The organism is Myxococcus sp. CA039A, from assembly GCF_013336645.1.
Taxonomy (GTDB): Bacteria; Myxococcota; Myxococcia; order Myxococcales; family Myxococcaceae; genus Myxococcus; species Myxococcus llanfairpwllgwyngyllgogerychwyrndrobwllllantysiliogogogochensis.
Map to the genome: position 1 here is coordinate 1 of NZ_JABUMQ010000042.1, position 22,358 is coordinate 22,358.

Consider the following 22,358-nt stretch of genomic DNA (forward strand, 5'->3'; position numbering starts at 1 on the left):
GCCGTCCCCTCGTCGGCCCGGCCCCCAGCGGCCCCAGCCTCACGCTGTCCAGCGGCTTCGGTCACTCGCGACTTTCCGTGGAGGACTCGGACGGACGGCGGCTCGCGGACGTGCGTCGCTCCGAGGACCAGTACGTGATGCTGCGGCTGCCGGAGCGCGACGTGTACTGGTTGCGCACGCCCACCAGTGAGGCCCGCGTCACCCTGGCGGAGCTGTCCCAGGAGGTGCTGCCGGACCTGAAGCCCCGCGAGCTCCAGGAGCGCGGTCCCGCCGAGGAGGCCCTGCGCCGGGGCCTGTTCGCCGTGCCGCTCGACAAGGACTTCTATGACCAGTACGTGGTCGCCGCGGGTCTGGTGCCGGTGGACTTCTCCCGCGCCTTTCCTCCAGCCGCGGGCGGCGGCGACTTCGTGTCCCGGCGCTTCGCGATGGCCAGCCCCTCCGCCTCCTCCGCGTGGGAGGTGGGCCTCGTGGGGCATCAGGCGCCCCTGGGGCTGAGCAGGTTCTCCACCGGCCCGAGCCTCTCCTGGCGCGATGACACGTGGCCGCACCTCTATTACGGCGCGCGCGCCACCTACTCGCTGATGCCGGTGGCGTTCGAGGGCATCCGCACGCACCGCACCACGGTGCAGGGCCTCTTCGGCCTGAGGGATGGGGAGCGCACGCCGCTGTTCCTCGAGGCGGGACTCGGCTGGGGTGTGCTGGGGGTGACGTCGCCGAACAAGCGCATGTGGGACCCGACGCTGCTGACGACACACGCGGCGGCGGGCGTGGCGGGGCGGCTGCTGGGACTGAAGCTGCGACTGGCCGCGACGGCCTCAGCGGACCGCGTCACGCTGGACGGCGATGACAGGTGGGACCGGATGTTCGGCGTCGAGCTGGCGCTGAGACGCTGACACCGTGCGGCCCGGGGGAGAGCCTTCGTGATGCGACCTGTCTGGATGACGCTGCTCGTGCTCACCGTGGGCTGTGACGGAATCGACCTGAAGCAACTCGTCCGTCAGCACAATCCCCTGTCCCGCTTCGAGCCCGAGCCCTCCGGCGAGAACTGCGAGCACGGCGGACGGCGCACGCTCACGGGCCTGGACCTGGACGACGACGGCGTCCTGGACGACGCCGAGGTGAGCAGCACCTCCTACGACTGTGCCCTGGCACCGCCGCGAGTGCTGGTGGTGACGCAGACGCTTCCTCCGGGGACACCCTGCCCGTTGGGCGGCCAGCGCTTTCGCGCGGGCCTGGACGTGAATGGCGACGGGCAGCTGGAGGACGCGGAAGTCACGCAGGAAGTCGTCACCTGTCGGGATGCGTCCACCGTGGTGTACCGCGTGAGCGACCTGAACTCGTATCCCCTCGCCTGTGACGAGGGGACGTCCCTCCTGGAGGCAGGGCCGGACCTGGATGGCGATGGAGCGCTGGGCGACACGGAGCGCCGCGCGCAAACCATCGTCTGCGCTCCCGCGTCGATGGTCCGCGTGCGCCCGCAACCCGAGCCGCCCGGAGCCCGCTGCGCCTCCGGTGGCACGCGCCTCAATGTGGGCACCGATACGAACGGCAACGGCACACTCGAGGACTCCGAGGTGGCCACGCGCACCTACGTGTGCCTCTCCGAAAACACCTTCACAGGCGACTACTATCTGCGCGACGCGGTGGACCTGGAGGTGCTGCGCTCCCTCTCCCGCATCCAGGGCTCGCTGAACATCCAGGACACCGCGTTGGCCGAGCTCGTCCTGCCATCGCTCTCCGCGGTGGAGGGGCCGCTGTACGTGGGCGGCAACACGGCCTTGACGCGTCTGGAGATGGACGGGCTGCGCTTCGTGGGCGGCGACGTCGCCGTCTACTCCAACCCGGAGCTGGAGACGCTGACGCTCGGGGGCTCGACGGAGCAGGGCATCCTGTGGGTGGAGCGGGACTTGTCCGTGCAGCAGAACCCGCGCCTCGCCAGCCTGGATGGGCTGAAGAACGTGAGGCCCCGGGGCAGCCTGTCCTTGTTCGACAACGACTCGCTCACCCTCCCTGCCTCGTGGAACCTCACGGAGCTGCCCGGCTCGCTCGATGTCATCGGCAACGCGAAGCTGACCCGACTGCCCTTCCGCGTCCTCAAGCAGGTGGGTGGCTCCATCGCCATCAATGAGAACCCAGCGCTGACCGAGCTGGAGCTGACGCAACTGGAGACGGTGGGCAACACCCTGACGCTCCGCCAGAACGGCTCGCTGACCGACCTGTCGGGCCTGCCCGTACTCCGGACGATTCAGGAGGGGTTCTACGTGACGGACAACGACGCCCTGGTCTCCACATCGGGGCTGGGCGAGCTGCACAGCGTGAGCTGGCTGTCCCTCGCCGACAACGACGCCCTGACGGCCTGCGACTTCCCCCGGCTGACGGCCATCCACGGCCGGTTCGACCTGACGCGCAACAAGGCGCTGACGCACCTGGGGACCTTCCCGGCCCTGTCCTCCCTGCCGCGACTGGCGCTCTCGGAGAACGACGTGCTGAACGACGTGTCGGGGCTGGGCAACCTCCGAAGCATGGAGGAGCTCGAGGTGACGGGGAACCCGACGCTCAAGCACCTGGATGGGCTCTCACACCTCAAGTCGCTGACGAAGCTCAAGGTGGACTCCAATCCCGCGCTCGAACGACTCGGGTTGGGCGGCCTCCTGGAAGTGCGCCAGACGCTGGACATCGTCTGGAACACGGCGCTGCCCACCTGTCTGGCCAACACCTTCGCGGACCGGGTGTTCATCGGGACGGAGCGCGACATCCGGGGCAACGACGACACGGCCACCTGCGCGACGCCGGTGCTCCCTGTCGGCGATACAGCAGCGCAGGGCGCGTGGGCCCCCCAAGGAAGCACTCGATGAGATGGTCATGGCTGGCGTTGCTGCCCCTGGTGATGGGCTGTGAAGCCCTCCGGTTGAGCGAGCTGTTCCCCGCGCTCTCCCGCACCATCGTGGAGCCTCCGGGGGAGCGCTGTCCCCTGGGAGGACGGGTGATGTTCGTGGGCACGGACCTCAACGCGAACAGCGTGCTCGACGATGACGAGGTGACGAGCACCGAGGTCCAGTGCGCCATCGTCCCCGACCTGCTGGTGATTGTGGAGCCGGTGCCCTTCGGGACGCGGTGCCTGGGAGACGGCCAGGTCACCCGCGCCGGGCACGATGCGAACGGGAACCACACATTGGACCCGGAGGAGGTCGCCCGCGAGGTGTACACCTGCTGGAAGGTCTCCGACGCGCCCATCCTCTCCCGCGTGCGCATCCCCGAGCCGCCCCCGAGTTCCTGCTCCGAGCCCACCAGGCTCACCATCGTCGACACGGGGCCCGACGAGAACGGCGACAAGAACCTCGACGACGACGAGGTGCGGACCACGCTCTCCCTCTGCGCGCAGGAGCCCCAGCTCCTGGTGGAGCTGGACTGGGAGCCGGCGGGTGAGAAGTGCGCGGCGGGCGGGACTCGCGTCTTCGCGGGCATGGACCAGAACACCGACAGGGTGTTGGACGCCTCGGAGGTCCTCGCCTCCAGCTTCATCTGCCGGGACCGGAACACCTTCGAGGGCGACTTCCTGGTGCGGAACGACACGGACCTCGCCGTGCTCCAGGGCATCGGCCGCATCCGAGGCACCCTCCAGTTCCGGGGCGGCGGTCCGTCGCTCTCCCAGGTGAGGGTGCCCTCACTGGAGGTCGTCGATGGCGCCGTGGTCATCGAAGGCAATCCCTCCCTGACGCGCATGCAGTTGCCCGGCTTGCGCTTCGTCGGACAGGGGCTGGAGATTCGCGGCAACGACATGCTGGAGACGCTGGAGGTCGGCGGCGCGAGCGGCGAGAAACTGTGGGTGACCACGAATCTGGCCGTCGAGTCCAACGCCCGGCTGACGAGCCTGGACGGCCTCCGGTTCGTGGTTCCTCGCGGCGGCGTGCTCCTGAAAGGCAACGCGGCGCTCACGCACGCGCCCGAGAGCCCGGGGCTGCATTCCATCCAGTTCCTCGAGGGGGCGTTGACCATCAGCGCTCACGGCACGCTTCCGAGGCTGCCCCTGCCCAACCTGGTGCGAGTGGCCGGGGACGTCGTCATCGAGGGCAACACCCACCTGGTCACGCTCGGGGGGACGAAGCTGGAGTCCGTGGGTGGAAACCTGCGGGTGAAGGGCACCCCCCAACTGCCGAACCTCATGGGACTGTCGTCACTCCAGGTCGTCTCCGGCGAGCTGGAGGTGAGCGAGAACGCGGGGATGCTCAACTCCTACGGTCTCTTCTCGCTCCGGCATGCGGGGAGCATCACCTTCGCCCGCAACGACGCGATGACGGTGTGGGGGGACCTGCCCGAGCTGCGGAGCGTGGCGACGGGCATCTCGGTGGACTCCCTCCCGGAGCTCAAGACCCTGGGTGGCCTGATTCCCCTCGTGAACGGGCCCTGGCTCTCCCTCGACAACAATCCCAAGCTGACCGCGCTACATGGGCTGGCGAACCTGGAACATCTGCGGGGGCTCTCGGTGCGGCGCTGCGACGCGCTCGGCAACCTGGGTGAGTTCGCGAAGCTGCGCACCATCGAATCGCTGATGGTGGAGGACAACGCCAACCTGACCCGCCTGGGGTTGGACACGGTGCAGGAGGTGTCCAGCTACCTGTCCGCCCAGCGCAACCCGCGGCTTCCCACCTGTCATGTCCTCGAATTCGTGGGGCGCGCCTATACAGGCACCCCCGGCGTGCTCTTCGTGGCGGACAACGACGACCAGGCCACCTGCCCATGAGTCCGTCTGGCGGGGACAGCGCGCGCGACGAGAAGCGACCAAGAGGACCTCCGATGCGATGGACCTGGGTTGTTCCGCTCTTCTTGCTGGGGGGCTGCGATGCGATTCGCCTCGGCGACTTCCTCGAACCCCACGCGACGCTGATGCGCAAGGAGCCAGAGCCCGCGGGCGAGCACTGCGAGCATGGCGGGGAGGTGATGCTCGCGGGACCGGACGCGAATGACGATGGGCTCTTGTCCGACGACGAGGCGGACAGCATCCAGTACTCCTGCGACAAGGCGCCCCCGCGAGTCGTGCAGCGCACGCGGGAGGAACCGGCGGGCCCGCATTGCGAGCACGGCGGTCGCCGGGTGGAGTCGGGCATCGACACTGACCTGGATGGCGTGCTCGGCGACACCGAGGTGACGGCCGAGGAGTACGTCTGCGCCACGACCTTCCCAGGGGTCTTGGTGCGCACGCGGAGGGAGCCCCGGGGCGAGGCGTGTCCGCTGGGCGGCCAACTGACTCACGCGGGCAACGACACGAACCAGGACGGCATCCTGTCCGACGACGAAATCACCCGCGCGGTCTACGGCTGCCAGGAGCCGGACACGGTGCTCACGCGCGTGGTGGGGCTCGGGACGCGCGAGGACAGTGAATGCGGCTCCTCGGACGTCTACGCCGTGGAGTCGGGACCCGACCTGGACCAGGACGGCACCCTCGACGACGACGAGCTTCGCGCCTCCACCCGCATCTGCAGACCGCCGGGGAGCATCCTGACACGCCAGCACGCGGAGGCGCCCGGCGTGAACTGCATCGCTGGCGGCGTGGCCGTGGCCTACGGCGGAGACGAGGACGGGAGTCTGGTGTTGGAGGAGCTGGAGGTCCTGGGCCGGCAGTACGCATGCCGGTCCGCCGCCACCCATGACGGCACCTACGAGCTGCTCGACGCCACGGACGTCGCCGCGCTCCAGAACATCTCCCACATCCGAGGAGGGCTCATCATCTCCTCGCAGGTGGCCACGGAGGTGGTGCTCCCCGGGCTGGAGTTCGTCGAAGGCTCCGTGGACATCCACGACAACCCGCTGCTCGTGCGCGTGGCGCTCACGGGGCTTCGCTTCGTCCGGGATGACGTGGTCATCGCCCGCAATCCGCAACTGAACTCGCTGATGTTCGGCCCCGCCTCCTTCCCCCCGAGCCGCGAAGTCCAGGTGGGCCGGAGCCTGAGGGTGGAGCAGAACGCCCGGTTGTTCTCCCTGGCGGGGACGGGCGCCCTCACCCCTCGACAGGGCCTTGAAATCACGGACAACGCCGTCCTCGAAGGCGCGGGGACCTTCAGTTTCGTCGAGAGCATCACGGGCACCGTGAGAATCACGGGCAACCCAGCGCTGAGAGACGTTCCACTGCCGCAGGTCGCCCTCGTCGGGTCCCTCCACATCGTCGACAATCCCTCGCTCCTTTCGCTGGCCGGGCTGCGCAAGCTGCGGAACATCCCGGGTGACGCCTCCCTCGTCCGCAATGAGGCGCTGGAGGACACCGCCCTGCTGGAGAACCTCCAGACCGTCGGCCGGGAGTTCGTGGTGTCGGGAAACCCTCAGCTCAAGCGCCTGGAGCTGCCCAACTTCTCCCGGGTGGGGGGCTTCACCATCGAGAACAACAACAACCTGTCCGTCCTCGGCCCCATGCGGGCCTTGCGGGACGTGGGTCCCTACTTCCGCGTCATCGGAAATCCGAGGCTGTATCAAGTCACGGAGCTGGGCTCCCTCCAGAGCATCCGCGGCGAGCTGGTCATCACCAACAACCGGTCCCTGATGGACCTGTCGGGCCTGGAGCGATTGACCATCGCCAGCAACCTCTACGCGGATGGGAACACGAACCTGCCGACCCTCGTCGGGCTGAAGGGCCTGCGCGAGGTGGACGGCCTGACGGTCCGGGACAATCCCAGCCTCACGGAGCTCCGGCTCGACTCGCTGGCCCAGGTCCGCGTCGGCTTCATGGTCACCGGCAACACGTGGCTCCCCTCGTGTCGGGCCACCCTGCTCGCGGAGGCCGTCCACACGGGCGCCCTCGACGAGCGCGTCATCGATAGAAACGACGAGGCGGCCACGTGCCCGCCGTAGCCCGCCTCGCGGGCGCTCGCTGACGCCAGGGCTCCGGGCGGCCCGCGCACGGCCCGTCCGCCCGCCTGGAGGACCTGCGCTGTCCGGTGCGTTCTCTCCCAAGGGGAGCGAACCGCATGGCCAAGCCCGTCATCCTCGCGGTGGACGACGACACGGAAGTGCTGCGCGCGGTGGAGCGCGACCTGCGGCGGCAGTACGGCCGCGAGTACCGCGTGCTGAGCGCGGACCGGGGTGAGGCGGCGCTGGAGACGGTGCGTCAGCTGCGGCTGCGCGGAGACCCGGTGGCCCTCTTCCTGGTGGACCAGCGCATGCCAGGCATGTCCGGCGTGGAGTTCCTGGAGCAGGCCAAGGCGCTCTACGACGAGGCCCGGCGCGTGCTGCTCACCGCGTACGCGGACACGCAGGCCGCCATCCACGCCATCAACGAAGTGCACCTGGACCACTACCTGCTCAAGCCGTGGGAGCCTCCCGAGGAGCGCCTCTATCCGGTGCTGACCGACCTGCTCGAGGAGTGGTGGGCGCACCACCCTCCGACGTTCGAGGGCATCCGCGTGCTGGGCAACCGCTGGGCGCCTCGCTCCCATGCGCTGCGGGACTTCCTGGGCAGCAACCAGGTGCCCTACCAGTGGCTCGACGTGGAGGTCAGCGACGAGGGCCGGCTGCTGCTGGCCCAGGCCGGTGGCGCGGCCGTGGAGAAGCTGCCCCTGGTCCTCTTCCCGGACGGCACGCGGCTGATGGGGCCTTCCACGCTGGAGGTGGCCGAACGCATCGGCCTGAAGGTCCGCGCCACCAAGCCCTTCTACGATTTGGTCATCATCGGTGGAGGACCCGCGGGGCTCGCCGCCGCCGTGTACGGAGCCTCCGAGGGCCTGAGCACCGTCATGGTGGAGCGCAGCGCACCGGGCGGACAGGCGGGCACCAGCTCTCGCATCGAGAACTACCTGGGCTTCCCCGCGGGCCTGAGCGGCGGAGACCTGACCCGGCGCGCGGTGGCGCAGGCGGCGCGCTTCGGCGTGGAAATCCTCACGCCCCAGGAGGTGAGCGGCCTGCGCGTGGAGGACCCGTACCGCATCGTCACGCTGGCGGATGGGACGGAGCTGAGCTGTCACGCGCTGCTGCTCGCAATGGGCGTTCAATGGAAGAAGCTGGAGACCCCCGGCATGGAGGCGCTCACCGGCGCGGGCGTCTACTACGGCTCGTCGCGCACGGAGGCGGTGTCCTGCAAGGAAGAGGACGTCTACATCATCGGCGGCGCCAACTCGGCGGGACAGGCCGCGCTCTACTTCGCGCAGTTCGCCCGGCAGGTGACGCTGGTGGTGCGCGGCGACTCGCTGGAGCGGGGCATGTCCCACTACCTCGTCGAACAGGTGCGCTCCCTGCTCAACGTCACCGTGCTGCTCGACACCGAGGTGACGCGCGTGGAGGGCGGCGCCCACCTGGAGCGCCTCACCCTGGCCACGCGGGGACAACCCGAGCGCACCGTGCCCGCCAGCACGCTGTTCGTGATGATTGGCGCCGTGCCCCGGACGGAGTGGCTGGACGGACTGGTGGCCCGGGACGCGCGCGGCTACGTCCTCACCGGACCGGACCTGATGCCCGGAGGCCAGCGCCCCAAGGGCTGGAAGCCGGACCGTCCACCGTTCCTCCTGGAGACGAGCGTGCCGGGCATCTTCGCCGCGGGCGACGTGCGCCATGCCTCCATCAAGCGCGTGGCATCCGGCGTGGGCGAGGGCTCCATCGCCATCTCCTTCATCCACCAATACCTGAGTGAGGTGTGACGTGTCCGCGGACGTGAAGGAGCCCCAGGAGCGTCTGCGATGCCTGGAAGGCACGCTGCTGCGCCAGGAGAAGCTGGCCGCGCTGGGCCGCCATGCGGCGGGGCTGGCGCACGAGATGAACAACCCCGCCTCCGCGGGCCGCCGCGCCACCGAGCAGCTCACCCTGGCCATGGACGCGCAGGAGGACCTGTCCCTCGCGCTGGAGCGCTGGAAGCTGACGGAGGAGCAACGCGTGCTGCTCTTGCGCACGTGCCGGCAGAGCCAGGGCCGGGGCGCCACGCGGGACCTGGACCCGCTGACCCGAGGTGACGCGGAGGACGCGCTCGCGACCTGGATGGATGAACGCGGCGTGGTGAACGCGTGGGACCTCTCACCCACGCTGCTCGACGCGGCCATCGGACAGGAGAAGCTGGAGGCGCTGGCCCAGGCCCTTCCCGCCGACGCGCTGCCGGACGCGCTCGCGTGGCTGGAGGCGATGGTGCGCACGCGGGCACTGCTCGCGGAGGTGAAGCAGAGCACCACGCGCCTGGCGGAGCTGGCCGGCGCGGTGAAGTCATACACCCATGCGGGCAAGGAGCAGCTCGAACCCGTGGACGTCCACGAGGGCCTGGAGAACACGCTGCTGCTGCTCAACTACAAGCTGAAGCACGGCGTCGAGGTGAAGCGCGAGTACGACCGCGACCTGCCACGCGTCCAGGCCCTGCCCGGCATGCTCAACCACGTGTGGACCAACCTCGTCGACAACGCCATCGACGCCATGGGCGGCAAGGGCCATCTCACCGTGCGCACCGCGAAGGACGGTGACTTCCTGCTCGTGGAGGTGGTGGATGACGGGCCCGGAGTGCCGCCGGAGCTGCTGCCGCGCATCTGGGAGCCCTTCTTCACCACCAAGCCCATGGGCCACGGCACCGGCCTGGGCCTGGACATCACCCGCCGAGTCGTCGTGGACCGACACCACGGCGACGTGCGCGTGGAGTCGAAGCCCGGACGCACGTCCTTCCAGGTCCGGCTTCCGCTGAAGACACCTCCGCCGGGGTGACACCGCTACGCGCCGCGCAGCTCCTCGAGCTCCGGACGCGGATGTGGAGCGGACGCACGCGGACGCGCGGGCTCGGGGATGAAGGCGCTGTCGAGTTCGAGGGGCAGGCGGACCCGGAAGCGCGTCTCGCCCGGCCTGGAGGTGACGACCACCTCGCCTCGGTGCAGCGTGGACACCACGCGGTGGGTGATGCTCAGCCCCAGGCCCGTGCCCTCGCCCACACCCTTCGTGGTGAAGAACGGGTCGAAGACCCGGGGCAGCACGTCCTCGGGGATGCCGGGGCCGTCGTCCACCACCTCCACCTCCACGTGGTCTCCGTCGCCGCGCGTGCGCAGCAGCAGCGTACCCCCGCCGTTCTCCTTGATGGCGTCGGCCGCGTTCTCGATGAGACTGGTCCACACCTGATTCAGCTCCGTGCCGTACGCGGTGATGGGCGGCAGGCTCCGGTCATAGTCCCGCTCCACGCGCACGCCGCGCAGCCGATGCCCCAGCACGGCCAGCGTGCTCTCCAATCCCTCGTGGATGTCCACGCGCTGCAGCGGCGCTTCATCCAGGTACGTGTACGCCCGGGCCGCGTTCACCAGCGCGGCGATGCGTCCCCCCGCCTGCCCCACCTCTTCGAGCAGCACCGAGATTCCCCGCGTCGCGGCCACCCAGCGCAGCGTGCCCTTCAGCACGTCGCCCTGCAGCGACTCCAGTTCGTGCTCCAGTCGCTCGAGCGACAGGCCCGACTCCACCAGCTCCGGCGCCAGCACCCACGCGTCCTCCACGCCGCGCGCGCCCAGCCACCGCGCGAGCGCATCCTCCGCGTCTCCCCGGTCCAGGGGACTGCGGGAGACGGGCTCCAGCGAGGCGCGAGCCTCCAGCGCCCGCACCTGGGGCTCGGACAGCGTGCGGCAGTCCAGGGACAGCGCCAGCGAGGGCAGCTCTCCCAGCCGCTCCCCCAACTCGCGCACGCCGCGCATCACCGCCGACACGGGGTTGTTCAGCTCATGGGCCAGCCCCGCGGCCAGCGTTCCGAGCGACGCCAGCTTCTCCTGCTGGAGCGAGATGGACTGGAGCGCCTTCATGCGCTCGGCCATCTTCCGGAGGATCTCCCGGTTCGCCGTGGGACACTCCGCGAGCATCTGCCAGAAGGCCTTGTGACTGAGCCGCACCAGCCGGCAGTACGAGAGGGCACGGCTGCTGGCGAGGAAGCGCTGGCCGAGCAGCAGCGGCACCTCCCCGAAGAACTCTCCGGCGCGGAACACGGAGACGAGCGTCTCCACGCCTCCCACCGTCTTGGTGATGCGCAGCTCCCCTTCCAGGATGAGGTAGAAGGCAGCGGGTTCCCCTTCGTGGCCCAGCCACTCCTGGGGTTGAAGCTCCACGTGCGTGGACTCGCCGCGCAGCCACTCGGCCTCCTCGGGGTCCACGTCGGAGAAGAGCGAGACGGTCCGCAGCTCCGACAGGAAGACAGCCGCCCCGTCGCCTTCCTCCGCGCCTGCCGAGGTGGGCGGAGGGCTCGTCGGCGACAGGCCCTGGGCCTCCGTGCGCGGATGGGGAGCGGCGTGCGGCTCCATGCGGAGCTCCTTCCTGTCAGGGTTCCCCCAACATTGCGCCCCGTCCGCGAGTCTCGCTTCCCCACATGCTCCGTCGTCCGCCACCCTGCCGGACATGCGTCGCGCGGGAGCGGACAGCCAGGCGGAGGCCGCCTGCTCCCAGTCGGGTGAGGCCCCCCCTCGAGCCCCAAGGCGCCGGGCGCCTACAGGACTTGCATCCCACGGTCCATGTCGATTCCGGGTCCACGGGGCCATCCGGAGATGGACACCCTTCCTCGGACCCAGGCAGCATCGAAGGGACATGGGAAGCGAGGACATCGTCACAGCGCTGCGCCGGGTTTCACTGTTCTCCCGGCTGGGCGACGAGCAGCTCCACTGGGTGGCCAGTCATGGGCGCCAGCTTCACTTCGCCGCAGGGACTCGAGTCGCCGCGCAGGGAGACCCCGCCGACGGCCTGTCCGTCATCCTCGAGGGACGCACGGTGTGGTCCCGCCGGGTGGGAGACCAGGACGCCCCCACGGGCACGCTGGAGGCGGGCGACATCTTCGGGGAGCTCATCCTCTTCCTGAACTCCCCCTATCCCACCACCGGCCATGCGCAGACGGACGTGCGCTTGCTGAGGTTGGAGCCCGCCGCCTTCTGGGAGCTCTTGCGGCAGGCGCCCTCGCTGGGACGGGGGCTCATGGAGGTGGCGGCCCAGCGCACCCAGCCGCAGGAAGTGGTGTCCACGCAGCAGCCCGGGCTGCTGACGCCCGGGCAGATGGTGGCGGGGCTCGCACCGGAGCTGGGCAACCCGGCGACGGCGGCGAACCGGAGCGCGACACGGCTGCGCGACACGCTGCGACTGGTGTCCGCTCGGGCCATGGCGCTGGGGCAGCATGGCCTGTCCTCCGCGCAGCGTGGCGCGTTGCTCGCACTGCCTCGCGAGGCCGCCGACCGCGGCCGGGCGACTCCCGCGCTGGAGCCGCTCGCGCGGACGCGGCGCGAGGAGGACGTGGGCGCGTGGCTGGAGATTCGCGGCATGACGGACGCGTGGGACGTCGCGCCCGCGCTGGTGGCGTCCGGGCTGGACGTGGCGTGGTTGGACTCGGTGGCGCACCGCGTGGGTGAGGCGCTGCTGCGCGACACGCTGTCCTGGCTGGTGGCGGCGGTGAGCGGCGACGTGCTGCTGGCGGAAGTGGAGCGCGGCAGTGCCCGTGTCTCCGCCCTCGTGGAAGCGGTGCAGGCGTACAGCTTCATGGACAGGGCACCGGCCACGGAAGTGGACGTGCATGACGGCCTGGAGACCGCGCTGGGCGTGCTGCGCCACCGGCTGGACGGCGGCCACGTCACCGTGGAGCGGCAGTACGAGCGGACAGCCCCGAAGCTGAGCGCGGAGGGTGGCGCGCTGGACGAGGTGTGGACGCAGCTGGTGCTGAACGCGCTGGAGGCGCTGGGTGAGCGCGGCGGGACGCTGAAGCTGCGCACCTGGACGGAAGCCGGTCAGGTGGTGGCGGAGGTCGCCGACGACGGGCCCGGGATTCCCAGGGACTTGATGCCGCGCATCTTCGAGCCCTTCTTCAGCACGAAGCCGCACGCGGCGGGGCTGGGGCTGGACATCAGCCGGCGCATCATCGAGCGGCACGGCGGTGACGTGCGCGTCCTCTCCGAGCCGGGCCACACGCGGGTGCAGGTGCGGCTGCCGGTGTAGCGCTCCGGGCGGGTGTCCTGCGGAGCACGCGCGGAGCATCCACCGGGAGACGGAAGACCTGTCCTCGACGCTCGCGAGCGTCGTGCCGTGCACGCCCGCGTGGGGGGCCCTCTGGTTCGCGAGGGGCCACGCGGGTGGAGTGCTCTCCAGTCAGGGGAGCAACTCATGTCCGGCGAAATCCAGGGCGCCTGGTTCAAGGCCATCCTCGGCGCGATGACGGCAGCGTCTTCGCGCTTTCCAGCGCACCAGCGCACCATCAACAGCATGCGTGACGACACGTGGTACGCGTGGGAGGACTACGTGCGCATGACGGGGGAGCTGCACGCGGCGCTGGGAGACAGGGCGGTGGAGGCCATCGCCCAGCGCTCGGCGATGCGCACGCTGCCGCTGGCTCGGGCGAAGGGCTTCGACTCGGTGGAGAAGGTGTTCAGCGACTTCGACTTGGTGCTGCGCGCGCTGGTGAAGGACCTGCCCGCGACGGACAGCACGCGCACCGTGGCCTTCATGCCCCTGGCGGCGGAGCTGGAGAGCGGCTCGCGCCTTCCCGCGCCGCTGCTCTTGGGGACGTTCCGCGGCTTCCTGATGGGGTTCGGGAAGATAGTCACCGAGGCGAAGATGACGCCTCGGCACACCGTGCGGCGCTACTCGCTCAAGTGGATGTGAGCTTCGCGCGCGCCACCAGTCGCTCCACGCTTCGCAGGTGGGCACGGCCGAAGAGGGCCATGGCCAGGGTGGCGCCGCAGAGGGCGAGGAACATGTCCCACTGCGCGTCCCAGATGTCGCCCTGCGAGCCGAGGAACTTGTCGCCGCCCTCGGGGTCCAACACGAGCGCGGCCCACCACTCCAGCAGCTCGTAGGAGGCGCTGATGGCCAGCGCCACCGAGCCGGTGAGGAAGTTCAGCCAACCGCCGCGCCGCAGGGGCGTGGCGCGCAGCAGCACCTCGCGGATGATGAACGCGGGGAAGAAGCCCTGAACGAAGTGCCCCAGCCGGTCATAGGGGTTGCGCGACAGGTGGAAGGTGTCTCGCGCCCAGTCGCCCAGGGGCGTGAGGGCATAGGTGTAGTAGCCGCCGTACGTCAGCACGAGCACGTGCAGGAAGACGCAGACGTAGACCCAGCGAGACATGGGGAAGCGGCGGAAGGTGGCGGCCAGGACGACCATGCCGATGAGGCCTGGGCCCACTTCGAGCAGCCAGTTGAGCGGGCCCTCCGGGCTGAACAGCAACGTGGCGATGAGGATGGGAGCCAGCACGCCTGCGAGCACCAGCGGTACCCGGGCTTCTTCTCGCGTGCCGCGCACGGGAGCGAAGTACGGAGCGACGAAGTCGGCGGAGGGCGTCGAGGACAGGGAAACCGCGGGCTGCATCAAGGGGCCTCGTCTCGGGCGTGCCCGGATGTGAAGGCCGGGCCGCGCACAGCATCGCATGTCCCCAGCGGAGGCGTGCTCGCCCCATGCGTGCCGGCACGGCATGACACGAACGGCCTCGCTTCGCGGGGCGACACCGTGAGAGTCGTATCGGACGGGCTGGCATGGCCGCAGCGGCTGCATTCATGCCAGTTGCTCGGCCCGTGCTTGCCGGCACGGCATGACACGAAGGGCCTCACTTCGCTGGCCGACACATGAGGGCTGTACCCAACGGGCTCGAATGTCCGTAGCGGTGGCATTCACGCCAGTTGCTCGCCAGCACGGCTCAGTCAGGCATGACACGAAGGGCCTCGCTTCGCTGGTCGACACCGTAAGGGCGCTCTTCCATCAGCGTGGGTACACGCTCGGACCTCGGTCTCTGGCAGGCTGCGCCCCCATGGCGCGCATTGGAATCATCGGGACGAAGTGGGGGCGCATGCACGTGGGCGCCTTCCGCGCTGCGGGTGCGGATGTCGCGGCCCTGTGCGGACGCGACCCCGTGGCCACCCGAATCGCGGCCGAGCAGGAAGGCATTCCCCTGGCCACCACGGACGTGCATCAACTGTGCGCCGCCGTGGACGCGGTGGTCGTGGCGAGCCCAGACGCACTGCACGCAACCCATGTACTCGCCGCCCTGGATTCCGGACGCGCGGTGCTCTGCGAGAAGCCCCTGACTCGCACCGTCGAAGAAGCACGCCTCGTGGCACGCCGCGCCCACGACACCCCGACGCCCAGCGCCGTCAACTTCCCCTACCGCATGCTGCCACCCCTTCGCGCCCTGAAGCACTGGCTCCGTGGACACTCCGTGCGCCACCTCGTCCTCACGCTGCGCACTGGCTTCACGTCCATCGGCGACGATGCACCCGACGCGCCCCGCACGGGCGAATCCGGAGACTGGGGCGGCCTGTCGCACGTCATCGACGCGGCCTTGTGGCTGACAGGACACGCGCCTGTCTGGGTGCAGGCCTCGCTCTCCGGCCGGCCCGTGCACACCGCCGCGTTGCACGTGGGACTCTCCTCCGGCGCCGTGCTGGTGCTCACGCATGCCGCATGTCCGGAGCCGGGCCTTCACGGTGGATGGACGTTGCTCGGCCACGGCTGGGAGGTGGGCTTCTCCGGGGGCTACGTGCCCTCGCGCGGAGGCTGGTGCATCTCCCCCGTACGCGGCTTCGAGCAAGGCACCTGGAAGGACCTCGCCCCCGGCATCGAGCCCCGACCTGGAGAGCCCGAGCCCTGGGCCCGCGCCCACGAAGAAGGCGCGCGCCGATTCCTCGGCCTGCTGCGCGGCGCACCCCGCGACGGGCTCGCCACGGTGGAAGACGGCGCCATCGTCCAGGAGGTCATCGCGGCGGCGCTCCTCTCCAACGAAGAGGGCCAGAGGGTCCACGTGCCTTCCTCCTCGGCGGCGTGAAGGACACGCCGCGACAAGGGCCCACTCCCTCCGGACAGACAGAGCAAGCAAGGTGGCACGCGCGACTTCCCCAGCGGTGGCTACCTTTCACCCGCACGAAGCCCCACCCCATGAAGGAGCACGACATGCCGACAGTCGAAGCGCATGCAGTCGGAACGCCCACCTGGATGGACCTGACGACGCCCGACCTGGAGCGGACCCGCGCCTTCTACAGCACGCTGTTTGGATGGACCTACCTCATCGGTCCCGAGGAGTCGGGGTTCTATTCGATGTGCCAGCTCAACGGCCGCATGGTGGCCGGCATCGGCCTGAAGCCCAAGGACGCGCCCTACCCCACCGCCTGGAGCGTCTACTTCGAGGCGGATGACGTGGATGCCTTCGTCCAGCGCGCCGAGAAGCTGGGAGGCAAGGTGGCGATAGCCCCCATGGATGTCTTCGACGCGGGCCGGCTCGCCTTCTGTACGGACCCCACGGGCGCGAGCTTCGGGCTCTGGCAATCACGCGGGCACAAAGGCGCGCAGCTCGTGGGAGAGCCCGGCACCATGGCCTGGCACGAGGTGAACACCCGCGACGGCATCCGCGCGAAGGACTTCTACTCCGCCCTCTTGGGCCTGGAGGCCAAGAAGCTGGACCTCGGCATGGACTACTGGACCCTCGACAAAGGGAGCGAACCCGTGGCCGGAGTGCTCCAGATGACCGCGCAGTGGCCCGCCGACCTGCCACCCCACTGGATGAACTACTTCGCCGTCACGGACACGGACGCCTCGGTGCGCAAGGTCACCGAGCTGGGCGGCAAGGTCCACGTGAAGCCCACCGACTCGCCCCATGGTCGCTACTCCGTGGTGACGGACCCGGTGGGGGCGGCCTTCACCCTCATCGCGCCGAGCCGGCCCGCGTAGAGCCCTGTCGGACGCACGCCACTCCCGTGGGCATCCGCGTTTTCGCTTCCGCGCGGTGCCCACTAGAGTACTGGACGAATGTCGTCCTTCTCCCCCGGCAGCGCCCGCGTCTCCCGTCCCGCCGAGCCGTGGCTCGAGGAGCTCGACATCTTCGTGCGGGCTCGCTACCCGCTGCTCTACCTGGTGTCGTGGGAGGAGCACCGCGTCGACGCCATCCTCGCGGAGCTGGCGCGCGCGCACGGCAAGGCCCTCTTCACCTGGTCCATCACCCGGGGCCTGCGCAGCATGGGCACCTCGCGCACCGCGCCCTTGCCCGAGGACACGCGCAACCCCATCGACGCGATGGCCGCCATCGAGAAACTGGGCGAGCCCGCGCTGGTGGTGCTCAAGGACTTCCATCCCTACCTCGAGGACCGGGGCGTGGTGCGCGCGCTGCGGGAACTGGCGCACTTCCTCAAGAGCACCTTCACCACCGTCATCCTCCTGTCGCCCACCCTGCTCATCCCCGTGGAGCTGGAGAAGGAAATCTCCGTCATCGACGTGCCCATGCCCGGGTACAACGATTTGCTCCAGCTCCTGAGAGAGATTGTCGCGGTGGTGCGGCGCACCAACAAGGCGACCATCGACCTGTCGAGGGACCACGCCGACCAGCTCATCAAGGCGGCGCTCGGGCTGACGATGGCGGAGGCTGAGAACGCCTTCGCCAAGGCCATTGCCCATGACGGCAAGCTGGGCCCCGAGGACATCAAGCGCATCCAGGACGAGAAGCGGCAGGTGATTCGCAAGAGCGGGTTGCTCGAGTACTACCCGCCCGAGGAGTCGCTGGGGAACGTGGGAGGGCTGGAGAACCTCAAGGGGTGGCTGAGCCAGCGCACCGCGGCCTTCGGCGAGCGGGCCCGCCAGTTCGGCCTGCCGGAGCCCCGCGGCCTCTTGCTCCTGGGCGTGCAGGGCTGTGGCAAGAGCCTCACCGCGAAGGCCGTGTCCGCGCACTGGAACCTGCCGCTCTTGCGGCTGGACATGGGCCGCATCTTCAGCGGGCTGATTGGCTCCTCCGAGGAGAACCTGCGCAAGGCCATCCGCGTGGCGGAGAGCGTGGCGCCCGTGGTGCTGTGGGTGGACGAAATCGAGAAGGGGCTGTCCGGTGTGGCCTCCTCCGGCGCGGGAGACACCGGCGTGTCCGCGCGCGTCTTCGGCACGCTGTTGACGTGGCTCCAGGAGAAGACGGCGCCGGTGTTCGTGGTGGCCACGGCCAACCGCATCGACGGCCTGCCGCCAGAGGTCCTTCGCAAGGGACGCTTCGACGAAATCTTCTTCATCGACCTGCCCGAGCAGGCCGAGCGCGAGGCCATCTTCCGCATCCACCTGCGACGGAGGAAGCGGGAGCCAGAGGGCTTCTCGACGGAGGAGCTGGCCACGCTCACCGAGGGCTTCAGCGGCGCCGAAATCGAGCAGGTGGTGGTGGCCGGGCTCTATGAAGCCTTCGCGGAGGACACCGAACTGGCCCAGCGGCACCTGGTGCGCACCATCCAGGACACCTTCCCGCTGTCGGTGACGATGCACGACGAGATTCGCCGGCTGCGCGACTGGGCGAGAGGCCGCACGCGTCCGGCCTCGTCCGGGAGGACCCTGCCCCAGAGGGCGACATGAGCTCCAAGCTGTCGCGCTTCCTCCACCTGGAGAAGGACCGGGGCGAGCGCGCGAAGCGGGAGCTGCCACCCCAGCTTCAAGACGGAGGGCGCCGCTTCGAGGACATCGCCGAGCGCGGCGCGCTGCCCCAGGGCGAGGTCCCCGAGGCGCACCTGGAGCGCTTCAAGGCCCAGGCCCCGGTGGTGTTGGAGCAGCGGCCCGACAGCTCGGAAGACGACGGGCCGGACTTTCCCCGCTGCGTCGTCTGCGCGTCGAACAACGGCCGCTTCGCGAAACACTGCCAGCAGTGCGGCGCGGACCTGGGGACGCCCGAGCAGCTCGCCTACAGGGAGCAGCTCACGCGCGAGCACCGAGAGCAGCGCGCGAAGCAGCTCGGCGTCGAGCGGGAGGGCGCGCTCCAACGGCTGGAGCAGGAGCGCCGCGAGGACTCGGAGCGCTACGCGTTCCTCCTGGGGAAGCTGCGCGCGGAGGAGCAGAAGCACGGCGCGTGGCGCCTCTTCGCGCGTCACTCTACCGTGGGCACCGGGCTGCTGGCCCTGCTGCCCTCGACGTTCGCGCGGTGCCTCGCCATGGGGGCCTATGTCGGGGTGACGCTCGGACTGCTTCGCTTCGGCCCGGGCGACGTGCGCTGGGTGGGCATCGGGATGATGTTCCTCCTCGCCCTGTTGTTCACACCGTGGCGGAGCCGGTTCAGGCGCTGGCGATGAACGGCCGGGGTGCCCGCGCCACCCGAGCGGGCGAAGGGCGGCACCCCGGACCTGGACTCCTCGCGACTACGAGGCCTCGGTCGTCGGACCGTCGATGGCGATGGCGCTGCGGTTGCCACGCATGAAGGCATCGAGCTTCTCGGGAGACACCTCGATGGGCGCCTTCGAGGGATGCGCGGGGTCACACACGATGAAGTTGCCCTCGTCCGTCACGCCCACCACGGCGACGAAGTGTTCGATGGCGCCACCGCCCTGTGTCCAGGTGTCCTTCTTCTTCTCGGTGGCGAGGGTGTACTCACCCGGCGCGGTCTCGTCGGGGAGGAAGTCGCCGTTGTCGTCCACGTAGACGCGACCCTCGGGGGCCCTCAGCGCCTCGGGCGTCAGGTCTGTCGCCGTCGAGTACTCGAAGAACGAGCCGGAGATGACCACCGTGCTGCCATCGCGAATGGCATCCGCGATGGCCCCTGGATTCGCCGCCGGCCGGTAGAAGGTGCCGCCCGCGGCCGTCACCGCGTGCTCGATGTCCGTGGTGCCGGTGTAGCTCCCGTTCTCCCCCAACGCGTAGACGACCTCGCCCTGGTCATTCGTGCCGACGCCGTCATCGCCGGAGTCGTTCTCGTGGTTGCCCCAGTAGCGCACCGCCTGCACTTCCGCGCCCGTGGTGTCCTGACCGTGCGTGGTGACGAGGTCGGGGATGGGCGGAATCTCCAGGCCCTCGTTGCGCAGCGCCGTGAGGGTGGCGGAAGGACCGCAGTTGGCGTTCTCGCCGTCGCCGCCCACGTCTCCCTCGGCGCCGAACTGGTCGACGTAGACGTCCTGGTACTCCGCCGAGGCCGCCGTGTTTTCGTCGCTGGGAGTCCCCACCGCCACGGGCGCCTGCGCCGCCTCGGCCTCCGTCAGCTCCCGGGTGAAGGACGTGCTCACCCAGCCCGTGCTCCCATCGGGGCCGCGCACGTAGACGAAGCCGGCCTGCTCTGGCGAGCCCTGCGGCGGCGCGATGACCTCCAATCGCTCCCCGTTCCTGAAGCCGCCAAGGTCCCTGGAGCTCGCCAACGGGCGCTCCCGCAGATTCACCCCAATCCCTGATTCCACCTGGAGCTTGTCCCCCACCTCCAGCCTGTCGTTGCCCTGCACCGACGCGTTCGTCACGGGAGGCGGCGGGACCTCCAGCGACACCTGCGCGCGGGCGGGACGGGCCTGCTCGAACGACGACACCGCGAAGTTCATGGCCGCCTTGGCCACCTGCTGCAGCGGCGGCGGCACCGTCTTCTCGATGGCGACGTTCCCCACCGTCCGGATGACAGGCCCCAGGCTCCTACGGATTGCATCAGTCATGGAATTCCCCCCTCTTGCCAGAAACAAACTAGCAAGAATGTTTTCGCATGACCATGTCCCCCGGTTCATCCGTCATCTGGCCGGGGGGCCTTACACAACCTGGAGGACCGCGGCTCAGCTTCGCTGGCTGAGCGCCACCAGGGCCGCGGCGACCACCTGCTTGAGCGGGACACCAGCGGCCTCCGCGAGGCGGCGGCAGTCCTCGAATTCGGGGTGCGCGTTGAGGACGGCGCCATCGCGCAGGCCGCGCTTCACGCGCACCTTGCCCCAAGGCGTCTCCACCTCCACCCAGTCGCGCTCCAGCGCCTGTCGCTCCACGCGGTGGTAGCGCACGCCCAGCGTGGTGGACTCGCGCAGCAGCGTGTCCACCACCGTGTCGCGCAGGCCGCCTTCCACCAGGGCGCTCAAGAGGTGCCCGGGGCGGCTCTTCTTCATGACCACGGGCGTCACCCACGCATCCAGCGCGTCGACGGCGAGCAGCCGCTCCACCAGGTGTCCCAGCAGTTGGGGCGTGGCGTCGTCCAGGTTGGCCTCCACCACCCACAGCCCCTCCGAGCGCGTCGCCTCCATGCGGCCCAGGGACGCACGCAGCACGTTGGGCCTGTCCTTGAAGTCCTTGGTGCCCACGCCGTAGCCCACCTTCTCCACGATGAAGTCGGGAGGGTGGCCAATGTGCGCGAGCACCTTGAGCAGCGCCGCGCCAGTGGGCGTCGTCAGCTCGCCCACGCCCTCGAAGCGCACGGGCACGTCGCGCAACAGCTCCAGCGTGGCCGGCACCGGAATGGGCATGGTGCCATGCGCCACGCGGATGGAGCCGCTGCCCAAAGGAGGCGGCGCCGCGTGGACCTCCGGGTCGCCCAACAGCTCCAGCACCACCGCCGCTCCGCAGATGTCGACGATGGAGTCCACCGCGCCCACCTCGTGGAAGTGGATGTCGTCGATGGACACGCCGTGCACCTTGGCCTCGGCCTCGCCAATGGCGCGGAACACCGCGAGCGCGCGCTCCTTCACGCGAGGAGACAGCGTGGACGCGGACTCGATGAGGCGGCGGATGTCCGCATAGGCGCGGTGCGGATGCGCCTCGCGCGTGTCCAACACCACATCCAGGTGGGTGCCGCTGATGGCGTGGCGCACGGCGCGACTCACCGCCAGCTTCCACCCCGGGACGCTCAGGCCCCGCAGCGCGGCTTCAATCGCCTCGGGCTTGAGCCCCAGGTCGATGCCCGCCGCCAGAAACATGTCCCCGGCGATGCCGCCCACCGGCTCCAGGTAGAGGATGCGTCGCATGGGGCTCACCGCCGTCCCTTCGTGCGGGAGACGAGCGCCGCGTAGAAGCCTCCACCGAAGCCGTTGTCGATGTTCATCGTCGCCACGTTGGAGGCGCACGAGTTCACCATCGCCAGCAGCGCGGACAGGCCCTTGAAGTTGGCGCCGTAGCCCACGGACGTGGGCACCGCGACGACGGGGATGCCCACGAGCCCCCCCAGCGCGCTCGCGAGCGCCCCTTCCATGCCGGCCACCACCACCGCGACGTGGCACTCCTGGATTTCCTCCCGGCGCCGCAACAGCCGGTGGATGCCCGCCACGCCCACGTCGTAGACGCGCCGCACCTCCGCGCCCATGGCCTCGGCCGTCACCGCGGCCTCTTCCGCCACGGGGATGTCGCTGGTGCCCGCGGTGACGATGGCCACCTTGCCCGAGCGCACCTTGCCCTGCTTGAGATGGAAGATGCGCGCCACCGGGTGGTACAGCCCCTTGGGGAAGCGCGACACGAGGACCTCGGCCTTGTCCGGCTGCAGCCGCGTCACCAGCACCGTCTGCTTGCGCTCCACCAGCGCGCCGACGATGCCCAACAGCTGCTCCACCGTCTTCGGCTCGCCCAGCACCACCTCGGGGAAACCGAAGCGGAGGTTGCGGTGGGTGTCGAGCGTCGCGTAGCCCAGCTCCGCGAAGGGCAAATCCTTGAGCTTGCCCACGGCGGCGTCCACCGAGACGCGGCCCGACTTCACGCTCCCCAGGAGCTGCTTCAGCGCCTTCTCATCCATGGGGCCCGTCTACTCCGAAAC

General features: G+C 69.8%; 16 protein-coding genes and 1 pseudogene. 12 read left to right on the forward strand and 5 right to left on the reverse strand.

The features are described from left to right. The 6 genes and pseudogenes from HR086_RS09610 to HR086_RS49730 all read left to right on the forward strand — a co-directional run. Positions 1 to 893 (forward strand): annotated as a pseudogene (locus tag HR086_RS09610) (caspase family protein); the annotation flags it as partial. Positions 894 to 920: 27 nt separating this feature from the next. Next, positions 921 to 2,855: a hypothetical protein gene (locus HR086_RS09615; RefSeq protein WP_174465436.1), complete on the forward strand. Its 1,935-nt coding sequence runs from the start codon at positions 921 to 923 to the stop codon at positions 2,853 to 2,855. After that, positions 2,852 to 4,741: a hypothetical protein gene (locus HR086_RS09620; protein WP_174465437.1), complete on the forward strand. Its 1,890-nt coding sequence runs from the start codon at positions 2,852 to 2,854 to the stop codon at positions 4,739 to 4,741. The genes HR086_RS09615 and HR086_RS09620 overlap by 4 nt, the downstream gene beginning before the upstream one ends. 53 nt (positions 4,742 to 4,794) lie before the next feature. Then, positions 4,795 to 6,840: a hypothetical protein gene (locus tag HR086_RS09625; protein ID WP_174465438.1), complete on the forward strand. Its 2,046-nt coding sequence runs from the start codon at positions 4,795 to 4,797 to the stop codon at positions 6,838 to 6,840. A gap of 116 nt (positions 6,841 to 6,956) precedes the next feature. Next, positions 6,957 to 8,618 carry an FAD-dependent oxidoreductase gene (locus HR086_RS09630; protein ID WP_174454137.1) on the forward strand — a complete coding sequence of 554 codons (1,662 nt, stop codon included), beginning with the start codon at positions 6,957 to 6,959 and terminating at the stop codon, positions 8,616 to 8,618. Position 8,619: 1 nt separating this feature from the next. Then, on the forward strand, positions 8,620 to 9,657 hold the full coding sequence (locus tag HR086_RS49730; protein WP_141641994.1) for an ATP-binding protein: 1,038 nt from the start codon (positions 8,620 to 8,622) through the stop codon (positions 9,655 to 9,657). 5 nt (positions 9,658 to 9,662) lie between these two features. Here HR086_RS49730 and HR086_RS09640 read toward each other — a convergent pair whose 3' ends face one another. Beyond that, the gene (locus HR086_RS09640) at positions 9,663 to 11,219 is read right to left on the reverse strand and encodes a sensor histidine kinase (RefSeq protein WP_174465439.1); all 1,557 of its coding nucleotides are present in this window, start codon (positions 11,217 to 11,219) and stop codon (positions 9,663 to 9,665) included. Positions 11,220 to 11,499: 280 nt separating this feature from the next. On the opposite strand from HR086_RS09640, the gene HR086_RS09645 reads away from it, so the two are divergent. Both HR086_RS09645 and HR086_RS09650 read left to right on the forward strand, forming a co-directional pair. Then, on the forward strand, positions 11,500 to 12,888 hold the full coding sequence (locus tag HR086_RS09645; RefSeq protein ID WP_141641992.1) for an ATP-binding protein: 1,389 nt from the start codon (positions 11,500 to 11,502) through the stop codon (positions 12,886 to 12,888). Positions 12,889 to 13,053: 165 nt separating this feature from the next. Then, positions 13,054 to 13,551 (forward strand): hypothetical protein, encoded by a 498-nt coding sequence (locus HR086_RS09650; protein WP_174454134.1) that lies wholly within the window; start codon positions 13,054 to 13,056, stop codon positions 13,549 to 13,551. Here the strand turns inward: HR086_RS09650 and HR086_RS09655 are convergent. Beyond that, positions 13,538 to 14,254 carry a DUF2238 domain-containing protein gene (locus HR086_RS09655; RefSeq protein ID WP_174460867.1) on the reverse strand — a complete coding sequence of 239 codons (717 nt, stop codon included), beginning with the start codon at positions 14,252 to 14,254 and terminating at the stop codon, positions 13,538 to 13,540. The two genes, HR086_RS09650 and HR086_RS09655, sit on opposite strands and share 14 nt — an antisense overlap. Positions 14,255 to 14,690: 436 nt before the next feature. Here HR086_RS09655 and HR086_RS09660 point away from each other — a divergent pair, with 436 nt between their 5' ends. From HR086_RS09660 to HR086_RS09675, 4 genes are all read left to right on the forward strand, one after another. Next, the gene (locus HR086_RS09660) at positions 14,691 to 15,704 is read left to right on the forward strand and encodes a Gfo/Idh/MocA family protein (protein ID WP_174465440.1); all 1,014 of its coding nucleotides are present in this window, start codon (positions 14,691 to 14,693) and stop codon (positions 15,702 to 15,704) included. Between the two features lie 125 nt (positions 15,705 to 15,829). Further along, a complete protein-coding gene (locus HR086_RS09665) occupies positions 15,830 to 16,603 on the forward strand; it encodes a VOC family protein (RefSeq protein WP_174465441.1) in 774 nt (257 codons plus the stop codon). A 78-nt stretch (positions 16,604 to 16,681) separates the two neighbouring features. Further along, the gene (locus HR086_RS09670; protein ID WP_141641987.1) at positions 16,682 to 18,250 is read left to right on the forward strand and encodes an AAA family ATPase; all 1,569 of its coding nucleotides are present in this window, start codon (positions 16,682 to 16,684) and stop codon (positions 18,248 to 18,250) included. After that, positions 18,247 to 18,957 carry a hypothetical protein gene (locus HR086_RS09675; protein WP_174454130.1) on the forward strand — a complete coding sequence of 237 codons (711 nt, stop codon included), beginning with the start codon at positions 18,247 to 18,249 and terminating at the stop codon, positions 18,955 to 18,957. The genes HR086_RS09670 and HR086_RS09675 overlap by 4 nt, the downstream gene beginning before the upstream one ends. A gap of 66 nt (positions 18,958 to 19,023) precedes the next feature. Here the strand turns inward: HR086_RS09675 and HR086_RS09680 are convergent, their stop codons facing one another. The 3 genes from HR086_RS09680 to larB form a co-directional block, all read right to left on the reverse strand. Next, complete coding sequence (locus HR086_RS09680; RefSeq protein ID WP_174465442.1) at positions 19,024 to 20,292, reverse strand: SH3 domain-containing protein; 1,269 nt, start codon at positions 20,290 to 20,292, stop codon at positions 19,024 to 19,026. A gap of 114 nt (positions 20,293 to 20,406) precedes the next feature. Then, positions 20,407 to 21,579: a nickel pincer cofactor biosynthesis protein LarC gene (gene larC / locus HR086_RS09685; RefSeq protein ID WP_174460865.1), complete on the reverse strand. Its 1,173-nt coding sequence runs from the start codon at positions 21,577 to 21,579 to the stop codon at positions 20,407 to 20,409. Between the two features lie 5 nt (positions 21,580 to 21,584). Beyond that, complete coding sequence (gene larB / locus HR086_RS09690) at positions 21,585 to 22,337, reverse strand: nickel pincer cofactor biosynthesis protein LarB (protein ID WP_141641983.1); 753 nt, start codon at positions 22,335 to 22,337, stop codon at positions 21,585 to 21,587. Positions 22,338 to 22,358 lie beyond the last annotated feature (21 nt).

What these genes read in the sequence shown, in the direction of transcription:
- HR086_RS09620 (WP_174465437.1), top strand. Translation starts at nt 2,852, where the DNA reads ATGAGATGGTCATGGCTGGCGTTGCTGCCCCTGGTGATGGGCTGTGAA.
- HR086_RS09625 (WP_174465438.1), top strand. Translation starts at nt 4,795, where the DNA reads ATGCGATGGACCTGGGTTGTTCCGCTCTTCTTGCTGGGGGGCTGCGAT.
- HR086_RS09630 (WP_174454137.1), top strand. Translation starts at nt 6,957, where the DNA reads ATGGCCAAGCCCGTCATCCTCGCGGTGGACGACGACACGGAAGTGCTG.
- HR086_RS09640 (WP_174465439.1), bottom strand. Translation starts at nt 11,219, where the DNA reads ATGGAGCCGCACGCCGCTCCCCATCCGCGCACGGAGGCCCAGGGCCTG.
- HR086_RS09645 (WP_141641992.1), top strand. Translation starts at nt 11,500, where the DNA reads ATGGGAAGCGAGGACATCGTCACAGCGCTGCGCCGGGTTTCACTGTTC.
- HR086_RS09650 (WP_174454134.1), top strand. Translation starts at nt 13,054, where the DNA reads ATGTCCGGCGAAATCCAGGGCGCCTGGTTCAAGGCCATCCTCGGCGCG.
- HR086_RS09655 (WP_174460867.1), bottom strand. Translation starts at nt 14,254, where the DNA reads ATGCAGCCCGCGGTTTCCCTGTCCTCGACGCCCTCCGCCGACTTCGTC.
- HR086_RS09660 (WP_174465440.1), top strand. Translation starts at nt 14,691, where the DNA reads ATGGCGCGCATTGGAATCATCGGGACGAAGTGGGGGCGCATGCACGTG.
- HR086_RS09665 (WP_174465441.1), top strand. Translation starts at nt 15,830, where the DNA reads ATGCCGACAGTCGAAGCGCATGCAGTCGGAACGCCCACCTGGATGGAC.
- HR086_RS09670 (WP_141641987.1), top strand. Translation starts at nt 16,682, where the DNA reads ATGTCGTCCTTCTCCCCCGGCAGCGCCCGCGTCTCCCGTCCCGCCGAG.
- HR086_RS09675 (WP_174454130.1), top strand. Translation starts at nt 18,247, where the DNA reads ATGAGCTCCAAGCTGTCGCGCTTCCTCCACCTGGAGAAGGACCGGGGC.
- HR086_RS09680 (WP_174465442.1), bottom strand. Translation starts at nt 20,292, where the DNA reads ATGACTGATGCAATCCGTAGGAGCCTGGGGCCTGTCATCCGGACGGTG.
- larC (WP_174460865.1), bottom strand. Translation starts at nt 21,579, where the DNA reads ATGCGACGCATCCTCTACCTGGAGCCGGTGGGCGGCATCGCCGGGGAC.
- larB (WP_141641983.1), bottom strand. Translation starts at nt 22,337, where the DNA reads ATGGATGAGAAGGCGCTGAAGCAGCTCCTGGGGAGCGTGAAGTCGGGC.